Origin of the sequence: Streptomyces carminius, assembly GCF_002794255.1 — a bacterium.
Taxonomy (GTDB): Bacteria; Actinomycetota; Actinomycetes; order Streptomycetales; family Streptomycetaceae; genus Streptomyces; species Streptomyces carminius.
On record NZ_PGGW01000067.1, the window covers coordinates 119,789 to 140,635 of the forward strand.

The window sequence follows — 20,847 nt, forward strand, 5'->3', positions numbered from 1 at the left end:
ACCGGGAACCGGCCGACACCGTCGGTGGATACAGCATGTGTGTCCGGAGGGGGACTTGAACCCCCACGCCCGATAAAGGGCACTAGCACCTCAAGCTAGCGCGTCTGCCATTCCGCCACCCGGACAGGATGTGAGCCGTCGGCCGCAGCCGTGGCGACGGGTAAACCATAGCACTGGCCGGGGGCCGGCCGATCACCCCTGCCGCTGTGCCGCGGCCGGTGGAAGCGGGAGGATGGGACGGACCCCGCTACAGGAGGAGGCAGTGTGAGCGGCAGTGTGAACGAGCCGAGCGCGACCGCGACGGAGGCCGTCCGGGGCGGGACCGTCCGCGGCGAGGAGGAGGTCGTCGGTCTGTGCCGCGACCTCATCAGGATCGACACCAGCAACCACGGCGACCACTCCGGGCCCGGGGAGCGGGCCGCGGCCGAGTACGTGGCGGAGAAGCTCGCGGAGGTGGGGCTGGAGCCGAGGATCCTGGAGTCCCACCGGGGGCGCGCCTCGACCGTGGCCCGGATCGAGGGCGAGGACTCCTCGCGGCCCGCCCTCCTGATCCACGGGCACCTCGACGTCGTCCCGGCGAACGCGGACGACTGGACCCACCACCCGTTCTCCGGCGAGATCGCCGACGGCTGCGTGTGGGGCCGCGGGGCCGTCGACATGAAGGACATGGACGCGATGACCCTGGCGGTCGTGCGCGACATGCTCCGCTCCGGCCGCCGGCCGCCGCGCGACATCGTGCTGGCCTTCCTCGCCGACGAGGAGGCGGGCGGCACCTACGGGGCGCGCTTCCTGGTGGACCGGCACCCGGAGCTTTTCGAGGGGGTGACCGAGGCGATCGGCGAGGTCGGCGGCTTCTCCTTCACCGTCGACGAGAACCTGCGGCTGTACCTGGTGGAGACCGCCCAGAAGGGCATGCACTGGATGCGGCTCACCGTCGAGGGCACCGCCGGGCACGGTTCGATGACCAACACGGACAACGCCATCACCGAGCTGTGCGAGGCGGTCGGACGGCTGGGGCGGCACCGTTTCCCGGTACGGATGACCAAGACGGTCCGCTCCTTCCTCGACGAGCTCTCCGACGCCCTGGGCGTCGAGCTGGATCCGGAGGACATGGACGCGACGCTGGCGAGGCTGGGCGGTATCGCCAAGATCATCGGAGCGACCCTGCGGAACACCGCCAATCCGACGATGCTCGGTTCGGGGTACAAGGTCAACGTCGTCCCCGGCCAGGCCACCGCCCATGTCGACGGGCGCTTCCTGCCCGGGTACGAGGAGGAGTTCCTGGCCGACCTCGACAGGATCCTGGGGCCGCGGGTGCGGCGTGAGGACGTGCACGCCGACAAGGCGGTGGAGACGACCTTCGACGGGGCGCTGGTGGACGCCATCCAGTCCGCGCTGCGTGCCGAGGACCCGATCGCGCGGGCCGTGCCCTACATGCTCTCCGGGGGCACCGACGCCAAGTCCTTCGACGACCTGGGCATCCGGTGCTTCGGTTTCGCCCCGCTGAAGCTGCCGCCGGAACTGGACTTCGCCGGCATGTTCCACGGGGTGGACGAGCGGGTGCCGGTGGACGGCCTGCGCTTCGGCGTACGGGTGCTGGACCGCTTCATCGCCCAGTGCTGACCAGTGCTGACCGGCGCTGACCGGCACTGACCGGCACTGACCGGTGCCGGCCTCCGCCGACCGGTGCGGGCGGGGCCGTCCGGGCTCCGCCCGTGCCCCGGTCCGGTTCCGGCCTCCCACGCCCGGTGCCGGTCGTCCTGGCGACCGGCACCGGGCGCGATCCCGTTCGCCACTGTGTACGACCGTCCCCGGGTCGGGTGAAAGCCCTCACGGACCGTAGCCCCTTTCCTCCGGTGTCGTTACAGGGGGTGCGGTCCGCGGCTGGGACCGCGTTGCCAACGAGGAGGAACCAATGATCAAGAAGGTTGCCGCTGTCGCGGCCGCCGCCGGCGGTCTGGCGTTCGCGGGCGCCGGTGCGGCCGTGGCCGACGCCGGTGCCGAGGGTGCCGCCATCGGCTCCGGGGGGATCGGCTCCGGCAATGTCGTCCAGGTGCCCGTCGACGGCCCGGTGAACGCCTGTGGCAACACGGTCAACGTGATCGGGCTGATGAACTCCGCCTTCGGCAACTCCTGCGTCAACCACTGACGTCGCGACCGGGCCCGAACGGGCCCGGCGCACGGCGGCCCCGGAGTGCGCGCCATGCGCCCCGGGGCCGCCGTTTCGGGCGGAGCGGCCGCATGGCACGCACTCCGCCCGCCATCCCACACCACCCACGCACCGTAGAAGGCAAGGGGAAGTACACATGCGACAGGTCACCAGGAAGGGCCTGATCACCATCGCGGCGGCCGGCGGAGTGCTGGCGCTCTCGGGCGGACACGCCCACGCCGACGCCAGTGCCGAGGGTGCCGCCATCGGCTCCTCGGGCGTGCTGTCCGGCAACACCGTCCAGATGCCGGTGCACGGCCCGGCGAACATCTGCGGCAACACCGTGTCCGCGGTCGGCGCGCTCAACTCCGCGTACGGCAACGAGTGCGCCAACCTGGGCCACGGGCAGCGCACCGAGAGCCACCGGTACGACGGGGGCCACCGGCACGCCGAGGGCACCGGGCACACCGGGGACGCGACGGCCCGGGGGGTGGCCAGGGGCTCCGACGGACTGCTGGACATCGGCTCCGGCAATGTCGTCCAGGCTCCCGTGAAGGGCCCGGCGAACATCTGCGGCAACTCCGTCACCGCCGGTGGTGGGCTCAACTCGGCCTTCGGCAACGACTGCGTCAACGAGGGCTCCGTGCCCGAGCCGGTCACCGGGACCCCGGAGGCTCCGGAGAAGCCGGAGGCCCCGGAGGAGCCGCGGGAGCAGGACTGCGAGGAGGAGCCCGAGCCCAAGCCGGAGCACGAGCACAAGAAGGACAAGCCGGCGGACAAGGAGCGGGAGCGGGAGCAGGACGAGAAGCAGGAGCCCGCCGCCGAGGCCCCCGGCCGGGACGACGACTCCCGGGACGTCCAGGTGCCCGTCAAGGGCAGTCTGGCGGAGACCGGCGCACCCGCGCTGGGCATGGTCCTGCCGGCCAGCGCCGGTGCGCTGCTCGGCGGCGCCGTGCTCTACCGGCGTGCCCGCGCGGCGCGGAACTGACCCCGCACCCCGCGCCGCACCCCGCGCACGACGAGGAGCGGGCCCCGCCCCCTGCCGGGGCCGGGGTCCGCTCCCGTGTGAGCCGCGTCACCAGGTGGCGCGCAGCTGGCGGATGACCCGCCGCCGCAGCCGCACCTGACGGCTGCCGTCGGAGTTGAGCCTCAGGCGGTCCAGTTCCCAGTGCCCGTACTCGGCATGGTCGGTCAGCAGACGTGTGGCGGCCTTGCGGGAGACCCCGCGCGGGACGTACACATCACGAAATTCGTATTCCGGCATCACATCTATTGTGCGTGCGGGGCCCGAGTACGGATAGCGTCTGCACTATGTCTGATGCTGCGCAGCCCAGTGCTGCCGAGGTACGAGCCGCCGCCGAAGCGTTGAAGACCGCGCTGGACCGTCACCTCGAAGCCGTCGAACGACGGTCTGCCGAGGGAGTCACGGCCGCCGAGGCCGCCCGGGCCGATGCCGCCGTCCACGCCGCCTTCGACGAACTCGCCGCGGCGGGTGAGGCGTACGACGAGCTGTTGTACGACGTCTACGACGAGGTCACTCCCTTCGAGGTCCCCGGGGGCGACACCATGCCCACCTACACCGGACCGGAGGAGCCCGCCGCCCTCACCGTCCTGATCCGCCGCGACTACACCGTGGTCGAACCGCAGCGACTGATGGCCCAGGCACAGCGTGTCACCGAACTCGACCCCGACTCGGCGGACACCGACACGGAGGCGCTGGAGGGACCCTTCGCCGGAAGCGGGGCGCATGCCGCGCTCGGAGTGCTGTTCGGCGAGTACGAACCGGACGAGATCGCCACCCGGCACAAGGAGTTCGGCCTGGAGGAGGGCGACTCCACGATGTGGGTGATCGCGAGTGAGGAGCCCGCCGAACCGGGGGAGTGGCTGAGCGCGCCCTTCGAGTCCGCCGACGCCGAGCGGGTCGTCTGCCGCTTCGACGTCAGCGCCGTCTTCGACGAGGAGGACTTCTACGGCGGGCGCGCCGATGCCGACCCCGACGACGCCGAGGACGTGGCGGACGCCGGGGAGGAGGCCGGCGACGGGGACGACGAGGCCCTCGAGGAACTGGAGGACCCCGAAGAGTTCGACGCCGAGACCGGCGCCGACGACGCCGGCCTCGGGGACACCACCCGCCGCGGGCGGGCCTAGCCGGCCGCGTCCGGTGCCCGGTCCGCCCCCGGCTGCGCGCGCAGCAGCGTGCGCAGCCGGGTCGTGCGCTCCGGAGCCGGAATCCGGGCCACCGCCTCGGGCAGTGCCCGCTCCACGCCGTGCACCACGGACAGATGCCGCTCACCGCGGCTGAACGCCGTGTAGACCCAGGCCCGGTTCAGCGCCGGGACCGCGTCGCCCGGCAGCACCACCACGGCCGCCGGCCAGCGGGTGCCGACGGCCTGGTGGGCGGTGAGCGCCCAGCCGTGCCGTACGGTGTCCGCCACCCGCTCGCGTGGGACGGCGACCGTACGGCCGTCGCACTCCAGACGCAGCCCTTCGGCGTCTCCGGAGACCACCGTGCCCGGTACGGCGCGGCCCGGGGCGGGGGAGTGGACCACCCGGTCGCCCGGGTCGAAGCCGCCGAACCGTCCGGGGCCGGGGTTGAGCCGCTCCTTGAGGGCGGCGTTGAGCACCCGGGTGCCCGCGGCGCCGCCGTGGCCGGGCGTGATCACCTGAGTCCGCGCGGCGGGCACCCCGAGCGCGCGCGGCACCGAGTCGGCCACCAGTTGCACGGTGCGGTGCACCGCCTCCCCGGCGTCGCGCACCGGGACGATCACCACCTCCCGGCCGGGCGCGGCCACCTCGTTCAGCTCCCCGGCGCCGATGCCCGAGACCAGCTCGCCGACCGGGCCGGGATCCGGGGTCCGGGAGACGACGTGCGGGCAGGCCCGCGCCGCCAGCAGGTCGGCCAGCACCTGACCGGGGCCGGCCGCCCCGAGCAGGTGCGGATCCCCGCTGAGGACCAGCCGCGCCCCGTCCGGCAGGGACTCCACCAGCGCCGCCGCCCGTTCGGCGTCGAGCTGGGGGGCGTCCAGGACGACGAGCAGGTCCAGCGCGTACGCGCCCTCCTCGTCCCGTCCGGGGCCCTCCCGCCCGGTCAGCAGGCCGTCCACGGTCACCGCCGCCGGAGCCGCCGGAGCCGCCGGCGCGTCCGCGTCCGCGTTCTCGGAGCCACTGTTCGCGGTGCCGTCCGCGGTGCCGTCCGCGGTGCCGTCCGCGAGCAGCTCCGCCAGCCGCCGCCGGCCGTCCTCGCCGTGCGCCGCCGCGTACGCCCGCAGCCCCAGGGAGCGGGCCGCGGCGACCAGGGCCGCGGGCTCGGCGCGCGCGGCCTCGCCGCCGGTGTGGGCGACCAGGCCGCTGCGCGCGGCCGTACGGACCAGTTCCGCGGCCGACGGGGTGGGCGCCTGCGCCGCGGCCTCGGCCCAGCGCCGCGCGTCCTTCTCGTCGGGTGGCGTGAACGTGCTGGCCAGCCGGGCCAGGCCGTCGGCCAGGCTCTCCTCCGCGAGGGCGTACCGGTCCAGGCCGAGCAGCAGCCGTACGGGCCGCCCGGTATCCGACCCGTCCGCCTCGTCCTCTCCGTCCGCCCCGTCCTCTCCGGTCTTCCCCTCCGTCCGGCGGGCCGGGCCGCCGGACGGGCCCTCCGGAGCCGCCCCGGCGTCCTCGAAGACCAGCACCGTGCCCGAGTCGACCGCCTCGCCCACCGCGCCGTCCGGATCCGGCACGGTGTACCGGGCCAGCTCCGCGGCGAGGGCGCGCGGGGACAGCACCGTGTGCCCGGCCAGCGCCGCCCGCTCCAGCAGCCACACCACGAGCGCGGCGGTGCGCCGTTCGTCTCCCGGGCCGGCCCGGTCGCCCAGCAGCGCCCGGGCGAAGCCGTCCGCCTGCTCCGGCCGTACGCCGGGGACGGCCAGCAACTGCCACGGATCGGCGCGCAGCACCTCCCCGGCTCCTTCGCCGAGCGCCGCGGCGGCCCGGGGAGCCAGTTCTCCGGGCATCCCGCCGCCGGTGAGCAGTGCGGTCAGTTCCCCGGGGACCACCACCGGAGTGTCCTCGGCCGAAGACGTGCCGGGAGCGGGGGAGGGGCGGGGAGTCGGCGCCGCGCGCCGGGGCGCGGGCTTCGGTTCGGCGAAGAACTCGGCGGCGGACCGCTCTCCGCTCTCCACGGCGCGGACGGCCGCCAGGAGCTCGGCGGCCCGGCCCGCGGCGGTTCCGGCCCCGGCGGCCCCGGTCTCCCGGTCGTCACCGCCGCCGCGCTCGTCGCCGCGGGCGTCCGGGGTGCTTCGGGAGGCGCCGGCGTCCCTGGTGTCGGCGTCCCTGGTGTCGTCCCCGGTGTCACCCGGGATGTCGGCGCTGTCGGCACCGGAGGCGGTCACAGCGTGCTCCAGTCGTGATCGGGATAGCGGTGCACCGGGGCCGACACGTCGTCCAGCGCCCGGCAGATCTCGTCCGGAAGCGTAAGGCCCTCCACTGACAGCGCCTCACCGAGCTGCCGCGCCGTCCGCGCGCCGACGACCGGCGCGGCCACTCCGGGCCGGTCCCGCACCCAGGCCAGTGCCACCTGGAGCGGGGTGACGGCCAGCCCGTCGGCCGCGGTGGCGACCGCGTCCACGATCCGGGCCGCCGACTCGTCGAGGTAGGGCGCGACGAAGGGGGCCAGCCGCTCCGAGGCGCCCCGCGAGTCCGGCGGGGCGCCCCCGCGGTACTTGCCGGTGAGCACCCCCCGCCCCAGCGGCGAGGACGGCAGCAGTCCGACCCCCAGGTCCAGCGCGGCGGGCAGCACCTCCCGCTCCACCCCGCGCTGCAGCAGCGAGTACTCCAGCTGGGTGGCGGCCAGCGGGGCACGCGTGCCGGGCGCGGCGAGCTGCCAGGCGGCGGCCTTGGCCAGTTGCCAGCCGCAGAAGCCCGCCACCCCGGCGTAGCGGGCCCGGCCGCTGCGCACCGCGGTGTCGACGGCCTGGAGGGTCTCCTCCAAGGGGGTGACGGGGTCGTAGGAGTGGATCTGCCACAGGTCCACGTAGTCGGTGCCCAGCCGCTCCAGCGAGGCGTCCAGGGCGGCCAGCAGATGGCCGCGCGAGCAGTCGACCCGGCGGTCGGGGTCCGGCACGCTGCCCGCCTTGGTGGCGATCACCACGTCCCGGCGCGGCACCAGGTCCCCCAGCAGTCGTCCCAGCAGGTGCTCGGCGGCCCCGTCGGCGTACACGTCGGCGGTGTCCACCAGCGTCCCGCCCGCCTCCCAGAAGGCCTTCAGCAGGTCGGCCGCCTCCCGCTCCCCGATGTCCCTCGCCCAGGTGAGCGTGCCGAGGCCGATCCGGGATACGCGGAGGCCGGTGCGGCCCACGTGCCTGTGCTCCATGGGCGTTGAGCGTACTTGCGGGGCCGCGCTAGAGTCGCCGGGGCAAGGACATTACTGACGAGTAAGGGGAGCGCGATGCGGCTCGGGATCAACCTCGGCTACTGGGGCGCCGGGATGGACGCGGACAACCTCGCGGTCGCCCAGGAGGCCGACCGCCTCGGCTACTCCGTCTGCTGGGCCGCGGAGGCCTACGGCTCGGACGCCGCCACCGTGCTGGCCTGGGTCGCCGCCCGGACCGAACGGATCGACGTCGGCTCGGCGATCTTCCAGATCCCCGCCCGCGCCCCCGCCATGACGGCGATGACCGCCGCCACCCTCGACACCCTGAGCGGCGGCCGCTTCCGGCTGGGCCTGGGCGTCTCCGGACCGCAGGTCTCCGAGGGCTGGTACGGGGTGCGGTTCGACAAGCCGCTCGCCCGCACCCGCGAGTACGTGGAGATCGTCCGCAGGGCGACGTCCCGGGAGCGCCTGACCCACTCCGGGGAGCACTGGACGCTGCCGCTGCCGGACGGCCCGGGCAAGCCGCTCAAGCTCACCGTGCACCCCGTCCGCGAGCGCATCCCGGTCTACATCGCCGCCATCGGCCCGAAGAACCTGGAGCAGACCGGTGAGATCGCCGACGGCGCCCTGCTGATCTTCTACTCGCCCGAGCACGCCGAGGAGACCACCCTCGGCGCGCTGCGCGCCGGACGGGAGAAGGCCGGGAAGACGATGGAGGGCTTCGACGTGGTGCCCACCGTGCCGCTGGCCGTCGGCGACGACCCCGAAGCCCTGGCCGACACCTTCCGCCCGTACACCGCGCTGTACGTCGGCGGCATGGGCAGCCGCAAGCAGAACTTCTACAACCGGCTGGCCCGGCGCATGGGCTACGAGAAGGAGGCCGCCGAGATCCAGGACAGGTACCTGGCCGGCGACAGGGACGGCGCCGCGGCGGCCGTGCCCCGGCGGCTCATCGACTCCACCACCCTGCTCGGCCCCGTCGAGCGGATCGCCGACCGGATGCGGGCCTACGCCGAGGCCGGGGTGACCACCCTGACGCTCGCGCCCGCCGGGTTCACGCTGGAGGAGCGCCTCGCCTCGCTGCGCGCCGGGGTGGCGGCGCTGGAGCGGTCCGGGCTCGCCTGACGGCGGACGGCGCGCCCGGACCGGCCCGGCGCCGGAGAGGTCCGCGGCCGCGGTGGGGGCTCGGGGTCATCCCCGCCACGGCCGTCCCGGAGCACAACGGCCCGCGGCCCGGAGGGTTACGCGCGGGGCGGCGGACCCTCCGTTCGGCCCATGCGGCGGCCCCAGCTGTTGCCGCCGCGGCGGCGCGCCGTTTGACTCGGTTCCGGTGGAGACGTCCCGGTGGACACGTCCGTGGAGGTACCGGTCATGCGCTGGACGGCGGGTCTGTTCGACGGCCTGTGCGAGGAGGCCTTCCGGAACGACGCGGCCTTCGCGCTGCTGTGCTCACTGGCCGCCGCCGCCGAGGCCCGCAACGGCCGGGAGAACCGGCGGATCGCCGTGCTCGTCCCCCGCGGGCAGCGCGATCTGGCGCCCGGTCTGGCCCGGCACGGCGAGCAGCAGGGCCGGCACGCCCGGCTGCTCGCCGGACTGCCCGCGACGCGCGGACTGACCCCGGTCGAGGTGCCACCCGAGACGGACCACGCGCGGTCGCTGGACCTGCTGCTGGAGCGGCGGGGCGGTTGCCCGGCGCACGGCCGGCTGCGCCGCGGGGAGCCGCTGAAGGAGCGGGACGTCATCGCCCATCTCGCCCACGGGTATGTCGCCGAGACCCGGGCCGCGACCTGGCTGGCCCGGTTCGCCGGTCACTGCGCGGGCCGTCTCGAGCTCGCCCGCCCGCTGGCGGAGGTCCTGCGGGCCAAGGGGGCGCACCTCGACCACTGCCGGCAGGGCCTGCTGCGCTTCACCCGTGCCGGGCACGGCGCCGCCGTCCGGTGGCTGCTGCGGGAGAACGCGCTGGCGGAGAGCCGCGCGCACCGGGACACCGGCCTCGCCGTGCTGGCCCGGCTGGGAAGGCTGCTGGACTGGAGCACGACGAGGTCGGTGGCGCTGGAGACCTGGACGAAGGGCCGGTACGCGTACGAGCGGCTCGCCGGCGGGCACGGTCCATGGCTCCGCCTCCCGTCGGGCGGCTTCCCCGTCACCGTCGTCCCGTCTCCGCCGCCGTCCCGGCGGCCTGCCGCCGCCGTGCCCGGGACCCCGCCCGCCGTCCCGCCCGCCGACCGGGCGCCTACAGCCAGCCCCGGCGCCTGAACGTCCGGTACAGCCCGGTGCACACGCCGGCGATCAGCACCAGCACCACCGGATAGCCCCACGGCCGGCTCAGTTCGGGGAGGTGGGTGAAGTTCATGCCGTAGACCCCGGTGATCATGGTGGGGGCGGCGGCCATGGCCGCCCAGGCCGAGATCCTGCGCATGTCGTCGTTCTGGCGGACGCTCACCTGCGTCAGGTAGGCCGAGAGGATGTCGGACAGCAACCGGTCCATCGCCTCGGTCTGGTCGTTCACCCGGATCAGGTGGTCGCCGACGTCGCGGAAGAACGGACGCGAGCGGTCGGGGACGAACGGCACCCCGGCCCCCGCCAGCCGCTCCATCGGCTCCACCGCCGGGCCGGCCGCCCGGCGGAACTCCAGCACCTGGCGCTTGAAGGCGTAGATCTCGCGGGCGACGGCGCTCCCGCGTCCGCCGGCCGCGGCGGGCGCGGGGGCGAGGACCCGCTCCTCCAGCTCGTCGAGGTCCGTGCGCAGCAGCGCGGCCACGTCCAGGTACCGGTCCACCACCGCGTCGCTCACCGCGTACAGCACGGCGGCCGGGCCGTGCCGGAGCACCTCCGGCTCCCGCTCCAGCCGCTCGCGCACCTCGCCCAGCGGATCGATGACGCCGTGCCGCACGGTGACGACGAAGGAGTCGCCGACGAACAGCATCAGCTCCCCGGTGCGCACGGTGCCCGCCGCCTCGTCGTACGCCACGGGCCGGAGCACCAGGAACAGCGAGCCGTCGTAGGTCTCCAGCTTCGGGCGCTGCCGCGCCGACAGCGCGTCCTCCACCGCCAGCGGGTGCAGTCCGAACGCCTCGGCGACCGCGGCGAGTTCCTCCTCACCGGGGTCGGCCAGCCCGACCCACACGAAGGCCCCGGCGGTGCTCCGGGCGGCCTCGGCCGCCCCGGGGAGGTCTCCGGAGTCCTCGGTGCGGTGCCCGTCCCGGTAGACGGCGCGGTCCACGATCACATCCGCCATTCTTCCCCGGGTCGTCCCGGGACGACCCCCACCCCGTGGCACCCGGGGCGGCGCCGTCCGGACCCTCGCCTACGCTGGCTGCCATGCCCACGCTGCTCCTCGTCCGGCACGGCCGGTCCACCGCCAACACCTCCGGGGTGCTCGCCGGCCGCACCCCCGGCGTCCTCCTGGACGAGCACGGCGCCGCCCAGGCCGCCGCGCTCCCGGACCGGCTCGCCCCGATCCCGCTGGCCGCCGCCGTCCACAGCCCGCTGGAACGCTGCCGGCAGACCCTGGAACCGCTGGCCCGGGCCAGACCGGAGCTGCCGCTGCACACCGAGGAGCGGATCAGCGAGTGCGACTACGGCGACTGGACCGGCCGCAAGCTCGCCGAGCTGGGCGAGGAACCGCTGATGGCCACCGTCCAGCAGCATCCCTCCGCGGTGGCCTTCCCCGGCGGGGAGACGATGCGCGGCATGCAGGCCAGGGCGGTGGACGCGGTACGGGAGTGGAACGAGCGCATCGAACGGGAACACGGCGCCGACGCCACCTATCTGATGTGCTCGCACGGCGACATCATCAAGGCGCTGGTCGCCGACGCCCTCGGGCTGCACCTCGACCTCTTCCAGCGCCTGCACGCCGAGCCCTGCTCGGTCACCGCCGTCCGCTACACCCCGCGGCGGCCCTTCCTGCTGCGGCTGGGCGAGACCGGGGACCTCTCCTCGCTGGCCCCGCGCGAGGAGGACGCCGCGCAGGGGGCGCCCGGGGCCGGGGGCGACGGACGGGCCGCCGTCGGCGGCGGTGCCTGAGCCGGGAGCCGGTACGGCGCCCGGGGCCCGGCGGCCGGTACGGTGATCAGCGCGCGGTGGTCGGCACGGTGATCGCCGCGCGCAGTAGGGTGCCAGTGACCCAGCAGTCGACCCGTTGGAGCAGGACGTGTCCCGTCAGGTGTTCCTCTACGACCACCCGGAACGCTTCGTGGCCGGTACGGTCGGGCTGCCTGGCCGCCGCACCTTCTACCTCCAGGCGTCCACGGCCGGCCGCACCACCAGCGTCGCCCTGGAGAAGGCGCAGGTCGAGGCGCTCGCCGAACGCATCGACGAACTTCTGGACGAGGTCGTGCGGCGCACCGGCGGCAGCGCCCCGGTGCCGGCCGTCGCACCCGCCGAGGCGACCGACACCGCGCCGCTGGAGGCTCCGGTGGACGAGGAGTTCCGGGTCGGCACGATGGCGCTCGCCTGGGACGGTGAGGACGAGTGCGTGGTGGTGGAGGCGCAGGCCCTGGTCGAGCTGGACGTCGAGTCCGAGGAGGAACTGGCCGACGCCGAGGAGCGGCTGCTGCGGGACGACGAGAACGGCCCGCCGGTCCTGCGGGTGCGGATCAGCGGCGCCACGGCCCGGTCCTTCGCCAAACGTGCCATGGAGGTCGTCAGAGCGGGCCGCCCGCCGTGCCCGCTGTGCAGCCTGCCGCTCGATCCGGAGGGACACGTATGTCCGCGCCAGAACGGATACCGCCGCCAGCCGTGACGCCCGGCCCGGCAGCCGGCGCGTCCTCCGGCCCGCCGCCCGGCGCGCCGGTGACCGAACTGCTGGCCCGCGGTGAGCTGACGGTGCGCGGGCGGCTGGCCGGGGCGTCCAACGCGGTGCTGTACTGCACGGTCGCCCACGCCGGGCACGAGGTGCCCTGCGTCTACAAGCCGGTGCGCGGGGAGCGCCCGCTGTGGGACTTCCCCGACGGCGACCTGGCCCGGCGAGAGGTGGCGGCGTACGAGGTCTCCGAGGCGCTGGGCTGGGGGCTGGTGCCGCCGACCGTGCTGCGCGACGGCCCGTACGGCGAGGGCATGTGCCAGCTGTGGATCGGACCGGCTCCCGACGGCTCCGGCGAGGACGGCGCCTCCGGCGGGCCGGACGACCCCGACGCCGCCGCTGACGACCCCGCCGCCGCTGACGACCCCGACGACCCCGCCGCCGACGACCCCGACGGGCCGGACGGCTCCCTCGCCGGGGGACTGCTCGCGCTGGTACCGGGCGAGGAGGCGGGCGAGGGCTGGAGGCCCATCGGACTGGTCGAGGTGGAGGAGGACCGTACCGCGCTGCTGGTGCACGCCGACGACGCGCGGCTGCGGCGGCTCGCCGTCCTCGACGCGGTGATCAACAACGCCGACCGCAAGGGCGGGCATCTGCTGACCACCCCCGACGGGCGGCTGTACGGCATCGACCACGGGGTCACCTTCCACACCGACGACAAGCTGCGCACCCTGCTGTGGGGCTGGGCGGGCGAACGGCTGCCCGCCGAGGCGGTGGCGGGGCTGCGGCGGCTGTCCGCGGCGCTGGCCGGCGACGGCCCTCTCGCCGCCCGGCTGGCCGCCCTGATCACCCCCGCCGAACTGGACGCCCTGCGCAAGCGGATCGGTGACCTGATCGGCACCGGCCGCCACCCGGTGCCCGGCGGGGACTGGCCCGCCATCCCCTGGCCCCCCGTGTGACCGCCGGGCCGGGCGGACGGCGGGTTCCCGGCCAAGGCGCGGATCCCCACTCGTGGGCACCACCAATCGCCGGTTACGCTCATGACCATGCATGCCTGGCCCGCTTCCGAGGTGCCCGCCCTGCCAGGTCAGGGCCGCGACCTCAGCCTCCACGACACCGCGACCGGGGGACGGGTGACCCTCACCCCCGGGCCCGTCGCCCGACTCTACGTATGCGGCATCACGCCGTACGACGCCACCCACATCGGGCACGCGGCGACCTACAACGCGTTCGACCTCGTACAGCGCGTATGGCTCGACACCAAGCGGCAGGTCCACTACGTACAGAACGTCACCGACATCGACGATCCGCTGCTGGAGCGGGCCGTCGCCAACGGTGACGACTGGACCGCGCTCGCCGAGCGTGAGACGGCCCTCTTCCGCGAGGACATGACCGCCCTGCGGATGCTTCCACCGCGCCACTACATCGGCGCGGTGGAGTCCATACCCCGGATCGTCCCGGTCGTCGAGCGGCTGCGCGAGGCCGGCGCCACCTACGAGCTCGACGGCGACGTCTACTTCTCCGTATCCAGCGACCCCCACTTCGGCGAGGTGTCCCGGCTGGACGCCGAAACGATGCGGCACCTGTCGGCGGAGCGCGGCGGCGATCCCGGCCGTGCGGGCAAGAAGAACCCGCTCGACCCGGTGCTGTGGCTGGCCGCCCGCGACGGCGAGCCCTCCTGGGACGGCGGCTCGCTCGGCCCGGGCCGCCCCGGCTGGCACATCGAGTGCGTCGCCATCGCCCTCGAACACCTGGGCATGGGCTTCGACGTCCAGGGCGGCGGCTCCGACCTGGCCTTCCCCCATCACGAGATGGGTGCCTCGCACGCCCAGGCACTCACCGGACAGCACCCCTTCGCCAGGACGTACGTGCACGCCGGGATGGTCGCCCTCGACGGCGAGAAGATGTCGAAGTCCAGGGGCAACCTGGTCTTCGTCAGCCGGCTGCGCCGGGCCGGGGTCGACCCGGCCGCCATCCGCCTCACCCTGCTGGCCCACCACTACCGTTCGGACTGGGAGTGGACGGACGCCGTCCTCGACGAGGCGGTCGAACGGCTCGACCGCTGGCGCGCGGCGGTCTCCCGCCCCGACGGGCCGCCCGCCGGGGAACTGGTCGCGGAGATCCGCGCGGCCCTCGCCGACGACCTCGACGCGCCCGCCGCGCTGGCCGCCGTCGACCGCTGGGCCGGGCGCCAGGAGACGGACGGCGGCACGGACACCGGCGCGCCCGGGCTGGTGTCCCGGGCCGTGGACGCCCTGCTGGGCGTCGCTCTCTGACCGCTCCCTGACGGCGGTCCCGTCCGCGCCCGGCCGGAGCACCGGCGACCGGCGCGGACGGGACCGGTCAGCCGTCGTCCCGTCCGCCGGAGGTGTCCGGCCCCTCCTGGTCCTCGGGACCGTCCCGTTTCCCGGGGCCGTCCCGGTGCTCCGGAGCGCTTTCGTCCTCCTGGGGTTCCTCCACCGGCTCCCGCGGCTCCTGCGGCCGCGCGGGGCGGCCCGGAACGCCGGAGGTCCCGCGCAGGTACGAACCGCCCTCGGTGGCCGTCGTACCGCCGGAGGCATGGCCGCCGGGCTGGCCGGGCTGGCCGTCGCGCCTGCGCAGATAGCGCTCGAACTCCTTGGCGATGGCCTCGCCCGACGCCTCCGGCAGCTCCGCGGTGTCCCGGGCCTCCTCCAGGGACTGCACGTACTCGGCCACTTCGCTGTCCTCGGCGGCGAGCTGGTCCACGCCCAGCTGCCATGCCCGGGCGTCATCGGGCAGCTCGCCCAGCGGGATCCGCATGTCCAGCAGGTCCTCCAGCCGGTTGAGCAGGGCGAGCGTGGCCTTGGGGTTGGGAGGCTGCGAGACGTAGTGCGGCACCGCCGCCCACAGGCTCACCGCCGGCACCCCCGCGTGGCCGCACGCCTCCTGGAGGACGCCGACGATGCCGGTGGGACCCTCGTAGCGGGACTCCTCCAGATCCATGGTGCGGGCCAGGTCGGCGTCGGAGGTGGTGCCGGTCACCGGGACCGGCCGGGTGTGCGGGGTGTCGCCGAGCAGCGCGCCGAGCACCACGACCATCTCCACCCCGAGTTCGTGGGCGAAGCCCAGCAGTTCGTTGCAGAAGGACCGCCAGCGCATGCTCGGCTCGATGCCGCGCACCAGCACCAGGTCGCGGGCCCGGCCCCGGCCGCCGGTCTCACCGACGCGCACCACCGACAGCCGGGTCGTGGGCCAGGTGATCCTGCGCACGCCGCCCTCCAGCCACACCTGGGGGCGGTTGACCTGGAAGTCGTAGTAGTCCTCGGCGTCCAGCGCCGCGAACACCTCGCCCTTCCACTCCCGCTCCAGATGGGCGACCGCGGCGGAGGCGGCGTCACCGGCGTCGTTCCAGCCTTCGAACGCGGCCACCATGACCGGGTCGACCAGCTCGGGCACCCCCTCGAGCTCGATCACCCAGTGCCTCCTTCCGGCCGACCGGAGCGCCACGCTCCGTACCGGCTGACGTTCCATTACCGTGCGGCCCCAGCCTACGGCGTCACCGTGCCCGGCCCGCAGCCCCCGCAAGCGTTTCCGGCGCGAGTCGGAGCGGAGCGGAGGAGAAGAGTCCGAATACCGCCGCGGGTGTCCGGACGTCCCTCGCGGGGCATCGTCGGTCCCGGAGCGGCCTGTCGTGCGAGTTCTTCCGGCTCCCGGGGGAACGGTCGTCATGCGTGCAGGTCGACGACCGGGGACGGGACGGCCGGAACCGGCGGGCGCGGGAGACGGGAGAGGGCCATGACACGACCGGACGGCACACGGGAACTGGGCGGCAGCGGGGTGCGGGTGCCCCCGCTCGGCCTCGGCTGCGCTCCCCTCGGCAACTTCCACCGCACCGTCGGCGAGGAGCAGGCCCGTGCGGTCGTCGACGCCGCGCTGGCGGAGGGCCTGACCTACCTGGACACCGCGCCGCACTACGGCGTCGGCCTCTCCGAGGAACGCCTCGGCCGCGCGCTGGCCGGCCGGGACCGCGGCTCGTACGTGATCTCCACCAAGGCCGGCCGGCGGCTGCGCCCGCTCGAGCCCGGCGAGGAACCGCCCGACGGCGAGGGCTTCCTGGACACCCCGCCGCGCGCCCGGGTGTGGGACCTGAGCCGGGACGGCATCCGGGCCACCGTCGAGGCCTCCCTGGAGCGGCTGGGCACCGACCGGGTGGAGATCGTGCTGCTGCACGACGTGGAGAACCACGTCCGGGAGGTGTACGAGACCGGTTTCCCGGCCCTGGCCGAGCTGCGCGCGGAGGGAGCGGTGGGCGCGATCGGCTTCGGCATGAACCACAGCGACCACCTGGCCCGCTTCGTCGCCGACCTCGACGTCGACGTGGTGCTGTGCGCCGGCCGCTGGACCCTGCTGGACCACCGGGCGGCCTTCGACCTGCTGCCGGTCTGCGCCCGGCGCGGCACCTCCGTGATCGTGGGCGGGGTCTACAACTCCGGGCTGCTGGCCGACCCGCGCCCCGGCGCCGAGTACGACTACCGTCCGGTGCCGCCGGACGTGCTGGCGCGGGCCCGGCGGATCCAGGTGGTGTGCGAGGAGTTCGGGGTGCCGCTGCGGGCGGCCGCGCTGCGTTTCCCGTTCGGGCACCCGGCGGTGGCCTCGGTGGTCGTCGGCGCGGCCACCGAGGCGGAGGTGCGGGACAACGCCCGGATGTTCGCGCGGCCCGTACCGGACGCTCTGTGGCGCGCGCTGGTCGAGTCCGGGCTGCTGGGGGAGGACCTCCCGCTGCCGGCGGGCTGACCGGCGTCCCGTCCCGGTTCCCGGCGGTCCCGGCCGGTCACGACCGGTCACGACCGGTCGCGCATGCCGCGGGGGCGGCACACGGAAGGAGCGGAGCGGCTCCGCCCGGCGCCGCGGAGCCGCTCCGCCGGGTCCGGGACCGTCCACGTCTCGGAACGCTCCGGGCCCCGGCCGCCCCGCCCGATACCCTGACCGGGTGCGCTTCCGTACGGAAGGCGCATAGCCGACAGCCGTCGCACTCCAGGGAGCCCTTCATGGCAGCCTCGACCACTCCGTCCGACTCCGTGTCCACTCCGGTGTCCGCCTCCGCCCCGCCCGCGGGACCGTCGCGGGACGCCAGGGCCGCCGCACTGCGGGAGGCGCTGGCCTCGCGGGTGGTGGTCGCCGACGGGGCGATGGGGACGATGCTGCAGGCGGCCGATCCGTCGCTGGAGGACTTCCAGCAGCTGGAGGGCTGCAACGAGGTGCTGAACGTCACCCGGCCGGACATCGTGCGCGCGGTGCACGAGGAGTACTTCGCGGTGGGTGTGGACTGTGTGGAGACCAACACCTTCGGCGCGAACTTCTCGGCCCTGAACGAGTACGGGATCGCCGGCCGGATCGGAGAGCTGTCCGAGGCCGGCGCGCGGATCGCGCGGGAGGCGGCGGACTCCTTCACCGCGCGGGACGGCCGGCCGCGGTGGGTGCTGGGGTCGGTGGGGCCGGGCACCAAGCTGCCCACGCTGGGCCACACCGACTACGCCACCCTGCGGGACGGTTTCCGGGCGAACGCCGAGGGGCTGATCGCCGGCGGCGCGGACGCGCTGCTGGTGGAGACCACCCAGGACCTGCTGCAGACCAAGGCGGCGGTCGTCGGCGCGCGCCGGGCGCTCGACGAGGCCGGGCTGGACCTGCCGGTGTGGGTGTCCATGGCCTTCGAGACGACCGGCACGATGCTGCTGGGCTCCGAGATCGGCGCCGCGCTCACCGCGCTGGAGCCGCTCGGCATCGACATGATCGGCCTGAACTGCTCCACCGGCCCCGCCGAGATGAGCGAGCACCTGCGCCATCTGGCCCGGCACTCGCGCATTCCGCTGCTGTGCCTGCCCAACGCCGGACTGCCGGTGCTGACCCGGGACGGCGCCCACTTCCCGCTCACCCCGGCCGAGCTGGCCGACGCCCAGGAGACGTTCGTCACCGACTACGGGCTGTCCCTGGTGGGCGGCTGCTGCGGCACCACCCCCGAGCACCTGCGGCAGGTGGTGGAGCGGGTACGGGGTCTGGCCCCGGCCGAGCGGGAGCCGCGCCCGGAGCCGGGTGCGGCCTCCCTCTACCAGAGTGTGCCGTTCCGGCAGGACACGGCGTATCTGGCGATCGGGGAGCGGACCAACGCCAACGGGTCGAAGAAGTTCCGCCAGGCCATGCTGGAGGGCCGCTGGGACGACTGTGTGGAGGTGGCCCGGGACCAGATCCGCGAGGGCGCGCACATGCTGGACCTGTGCGTGGACTACGTGGGCCGCGACGGGGTGGCCGACATGACGGAGCTGGCCGGGCGGCTGGCCACCGCCTCCACGCTGCCGATCGTGCTGGACTCCACCGAGCCGGCCGTGATCCGCGCCGGGCTGGAGAAGCTCGGCGGCCGGGCGGTGATCAACTCGGTGAACTACGAGGACGGCGACGGCCCCGACTCCCGGTTCGCGCGGATCACCGCGCTGGCGCGGGAGCACGGGGCGGCGCTGATCGCGCTGACCATCGACGAGGAGGGCCAGGCCCGTACCGCCGGGAAGAAGGTGGAGATCGCCGAACGGCTGATCACCGATCTGACCGGCGACTGGGGCATCGCCGAGTCGGACATCATCGTCGACTGCCTGACGTTCACCATCTGCACCGGCACCGAGGAGTCGCGGCGCGACGGGCTGGAGACGATCGAGGCCATCCGCGAGCTGAAGCGGCGGCACCCGGACGTGCAGACCACGCTGGGGCTGTCGAACATCTCCTTCGGGCTGAACCCGGCTGCCCGGATGGTGCTCAACTCCGTCTTCCTGGACGAGTGTGTGAAGGCGGGCCTGGACTCGGCCATCGTGCACGCCGCCAAGATCCTGCCCATCGCCCGGATCCCCGAGGAGCAGGTGCGCGTCGCCCTGGACCTGATCCACGACCGCCGCGGCGAGGGCTACGACCCCCTGCAGCGGTTCCTGGAGCTGTTCGAGGGCGTGGACACCAAGTCGGTACGGGCCTCCCGGGCGGAGGAACTGGCCGCGCTGCCGCTTTCGGAGCGGCTGGAGCGGCGGATCATCGACGGCGAGCGCAACGGTCTGGAGGCCGATCTGGACGAGGCCCTGGCGACCCGTCCGGCACTGCAGATCGTCAACGACACCCTGCTGGCCGGGATGAAGGTCGTCGGGGAGCTGTTCGGCTCCGGCCAGATGCAGCTGCCGTTCGTGCTGCAGTCCGCCGAGGTGATGAAGGCCGCGGTGGCCCACCTCGAGCCCCACATGGAGAAGGTGGAGGGCGCCGAGGGCAAGGGCACCATCGTGCTGGCCACGGTGCGCGGCGATGTGCACGACATCGGCAAGAACCTGGTGGACATCATCCTGTCCAACAACGGCTACACCGTGGTCAACCTCGGTATCAAGCAGTCCCTGTCCGCCATCGTGGAGGCCGCCGAGCAGCACCGGGCGGATGTGATCGGGATGTCCGGGCTCCTGGTCAAGTCCACCGTGATCATGAAGGAGAACCTGGAGGAGCTCAACACCCGGGGCCTGGCCGCCAAGTACCCGGTGATCCTGGGCGGGGCGGCGCTGACCCGGGCCTATGTCGAGCAGGACCTGCACGAGATCTACGCCGGTGAGGTCCGCTACGCCCGGGACGCCTTCGAGGGCCTGCGGCTGATGGACGCGATGATGGGCGTCAAGCGAGGCGTGCCCGGGGCGAAGCTGCCCGAGCTGCGGCAGCGCCGGGTGGCCCGGCGGGACGCGCCGGTGGAGGTCGCCGAGCCGGCCGGCCCGGCCCGCTCGGACGTGGCCACCGACAACCCCGTGCCCGCGCCGCCCTTCTGGGGCACCCGGGTGGTCAAGGGCATTCCGCTCAAGGAGTACGCGTCCTGGCTGGACGAGGGCGCCCTGTTCAAGGGCCAGTGGGGGCTCAAGGCGTCCCGCACCGGTGACGGCCCCTCCTACGAGGAGCTGGCCGAGGCAGAGGGACGCCCCCGGCTGCGCGGCTGGCTGGAGCGGCTGCACACCGACAACCTGCTGGAGGCGGCCGTCGTCCACGGCTACTTCCCCTGCCACTCCGAGGGTGACGACCTGGTCGTCCTCGACGAGTCCGGCCACGAGCGCACCCGCTTCACCTTCCCCCGCCAGCGCCGCGGACGCCGGCTGTGCCTGGCGGACTTCTTCCGTCCGAAGGAGTCCGGCGAGAGGGACGTGGTCGGCCTGCAGGTCGTCACCGTCGGCAGCCGGATCTCCGAGGCCACCGCCGAGCTGTTCGCGAGCGACTCCTACCGCGACTACCTGGAGCTGCACGGCCTGTCCGTCCAGCTCGCCGAGGCACTGGCCGAGTACTGGCACGCGCGGGTGCGCGCCGAGCTCGGCTTCGCCGGGCAGGACCCCGACGCGATCGAGGACATGTTCGCCCTCAAGTACCGGGGGGCCCGCTTCTCGCTGGGCTACGGGGCCTGTCCCGACCTGGAGGACCGCGCCAAGATCGCCGACCTGCTCCAGCCGGAGCGGATCGGGGTGAAACTCTCGGAGGAGTACCAGCTCCACCCCGAGCAGTCCACCGACGCCATCGTCGTCCACCACCCCGAGGCCAAGTACTTCAACGCGCGGTAACCGGCGGCCCGCCGTACACTGATCTGTCCGGTACAGGCCGGTC

The 20,847-nt window shown here is 74.4% G+C and carries 17 protein-coding genes and 1 tRNA gene; 12 read left to right on the forward strand and 6 right to left on the reverse strand.

Features of this window, described 5'->3' with window-relative positions; translation table 11 throughout:
* Positions 1–40 precede the first annotated feature (40 nt).
* Positions 41–125: transfer RNA gene (locus CUT44_RS24875), tRNA-Leu, on the reverse strand.
* Positions 126–276: 151 nt separating this feature from the next.
* Between CUT44_RS24875 and CUT44_RS24880 the strand changes: the two genes are divergently transcribed.
* The 3 genes from CUT44_RS24880 to CUT44_RS24890 all read left to right on the forward strand — a co-directional run bounded on the left by CUT44_RS24880 (position 277) and on the right by CUT44_RS24890 (position 3,137).
* On the forward strand, positions 277–1,623 hold the full coding sequence (locus tag CUT44_RS24880; RefSeq protein ID WP_100204445.1) for a M20/M25/M40 family metallo-hydrolase: 1,347 nt from the start codon (positions 277–279) through the stop codon (positions 1,621–1,623).
* Between the two features lie 292 nt (positions 1,624–1,915).
* Positions 1,916–2,149 carry a chaplin gene (locus tag CUT44_RS24885; protein ID WP_100204175.1) on the forward strand — a complete coding sequence of 78 codons (234 nt, stop codon included), beginning with the start codon at positions 1,916–1,918 and terminating at the stop codon, positions 2,147–2,149.
* Between the two features lie 157 nt (positions 2,150–2,306).
* Positions 2,307–3,137: a chaplin gene (locus CUT44_RS24890; protein ID WP_100204176.1), complete on the forward strand. Its 831-nt coding sequence runs from the start codon at positions 2,307–2,309 to the stop codon at positions 3,135–3,137.
* A gap of 87 nt (positions 3,138–3,224) precedes the next feature.
* On the opposite strand, the gene CUT44_RS24895 is transcribed toward CUT44_RS24890, so the two are convergent.
* Positions 3,225–3,413, reverse strand: a complete 189-nt coding sequence (locus CUT44_RS24895) for a DUF5703 family protein (RefSeq protein ID WP_100204177.1) — start codon at positions 3,411–3,413, stop codon at positions 3,225–3,227.
* A 47-nt stretch (positions 3,414–3,460) separates the two neighbouring features.
* On the opposite strand from CUT44_RS24895, the gene CUT44_RS24900 reads away from it, so the two are divergent.
* Entirely contained in the window at positions 3,461–4,297 is an 837-nt protein-coding gene (locus CUT44_RS24900; RefSeq protein ID WP_100204178.1) for a hypothetical protein, read from the forward strand.
* Here the strand turns inward: CUT44_RS24900 and CUT44_RS24905 are convergent.
* Both CUT44_RS24905 and CUT44_RS24910 read right to left on the reverse strand, forming a co-directional pair.
* Positions 4,294–6,513 carry a helix-hairpin-helix domain-containing protein gene (locus CUT44_RS24905; RefSeq protein ID WP_233221645.1) on the reverse strand — a complete coding sequence of 740 codons (2,220 nt, stop codon included), beginning with the start codon at positions 6,511–6,513 and terminating at the stop codon, positions 4,294–4,296. The two genes, CUT44_RS24900 and CUT44_RS24905, sit on opposite strands and share 4 nt — an antisense overlap.
* Positions 6,510–7,493, reverse strand: a complete 984-nt coding sequence (locus tag CUT44_RS24910) for an aldo/keto reductase (protein WP_100204180.1) — start codon at positions 7,491–7,493, stop codon at positions 6,510–6,512. The genes CUT44_RS24905 and CUT44_RS24910 overlap by 4 nt, the downstream gene beginning before the upstream one ends.
* A gap of 75 nt (positions 7,494–7,568) precedes the next feature.
* Between CUT44_RS24910 and CUT44_RS24915 the strand changes: the two genes are divergently transcribed.
* Entirely contained in the window at positions 7,569–8,618 is a 1,050-nt protein-coding gene (locus tag CUT44_RS24915; protein ID WP_100204181.1) for an LLM class F420-dependent oxidoreductase, read from the forward strand.
* A 219-nt stretch (positions 8,619–8,837) separates the two neighbouring features.
* Entirely contained in the window at positions 8,838–9,749 is a 912-nt protein-coding gene (locus CUT44_RS24920; RefSeq protein WP_100204182.1) for a hypothetical protein, read from the forward strand.
* On the opposite strand, the gene CUT44_RS24925 is transcribed toward CUT44_RS24920, so the two are convergent.
* Positions 9,727–10,731 (reverse strand): magnesium and cobalt transport protein CorA, encoded by a 1,005-nt coding sequence (locus CUT44_RS24925; protein WP_100204183.1) that lies wholly within the window; start codon positions 10,729–10,731, stop codon positions 9,727–9,729. The two genes, CUT44_RS24920 and CUT44_RS24925, sit on opposite strands and share 23 nt — an antisense overlap.
* A gap of 83 nt (positions 10,732–10,814) precedes the next feature.
* Here CUT44_RS24925 and CUT44_RS24930 point away from each other — a divergent pair, with 83 nt between their 5' ends.
* The 4 genes from CUT44_RS24930 (at position 10,815) to mshC (ending at position 14,513) form a co-directional block, all read left to right on the forward strand.
* A complete protein-coding gene (locus CUT44_RS24930) occupies positions 10,815–11,519 on the forward strand; it encodes a histidine phosphatase family protein (protein ID WP_100204184.1) in 705 nt (234 codons plus the stop codon).
* Positions 11,520–11,646: 127 nt separating this feature from the next.
* On the forward strand, positions 11,647–12,237 hold the full coding sequence (locus CUT44_RS24935) for a DUF3090 domain-containing protein (RefSeq protein WP_100204446.1): 591 nt from the start codon (positions 11,647–11,649) through the stop codon (positions 12,235–12,237).
* Complete coding sequence (locus tag CUT44_RS24940) at positions 12,201–13,196, forward strand: SCO1664 family protein (RefSeq protein ID WP_100204185.1); 996 nt, start codon at positions 12,201–12,203, stop codon at positions 13,194–13,196. Before CUT44_RS24935 ends, CUT44_RS24940 begins: the two co-directional genes overlap by 37 nt.
* Before the next feature lie 87 nt (positions 13,197–13,283).
* The gene (gene mshC / locus CUT44_RS24945; RefSeq protein WP_100204447.1) at positions 13,284–14,513 is read left to right on the forward strand and encodes a cysteine--1-D-myo-inosityl 2-amino-2-deoxy-alpha-D-glucopyranoside ligase; all 1,230 of its coding nucleotides are present in this window, start codon (positions 13,284–13,286) and stop codon (positions 14,511–14,513) included.
* 67 nt (positions 14,514–14,580) lie between these two features.
* Here mshC and CUT44_RS24950 read toward each other — a convergent pair whose 3' ends face one another.
* Positions 14,581–15,672, reverse strand: a complete 1,092-nt coding sequence (locus CUT44_RS24950; RefSeq protein WP_100204186.1) for a PAC2 family protein — start codon at positions 15,670–15,672, stop codon at positions 14,581–14,583.
* A gap of 321 nt (positions 15,673–15,993) precedes the next feature.
* On the opposite strand from CUT44_RS24950, the gene CUT44_RS24955 reads away from it, so the two are divergent.
* Together CUT44_RS24955 and metH are read left to right on the forward strand one after the other, a co-directional pair.
* Positions 15,994–16,992, forward strand: a complete 999-nt coding sequence (locus CUT44_RS24955) for an aldo/keto reductase (RefSeq protein WP_199185832.1) — start codon at positions 15,994–15,996, stop codon at positions 16,990–16,992.
* Positions 16,993–17,246: 254 nt separating this feature from the next.
* Positions 17,247–20,804 (forward strand): methionine synthase, encoded by a 3,558-nt coding sequence (gene metH / locus CUT44_RS24960; RefSeq protein WP_100204187.1) that lies wholly within the window; start codon positions 17,247–17,249, stop codon positions 20,802–20,804.
* The last annotated feature ends 43 nt before the right edge of the window (positions 20,805–20,847 follow it).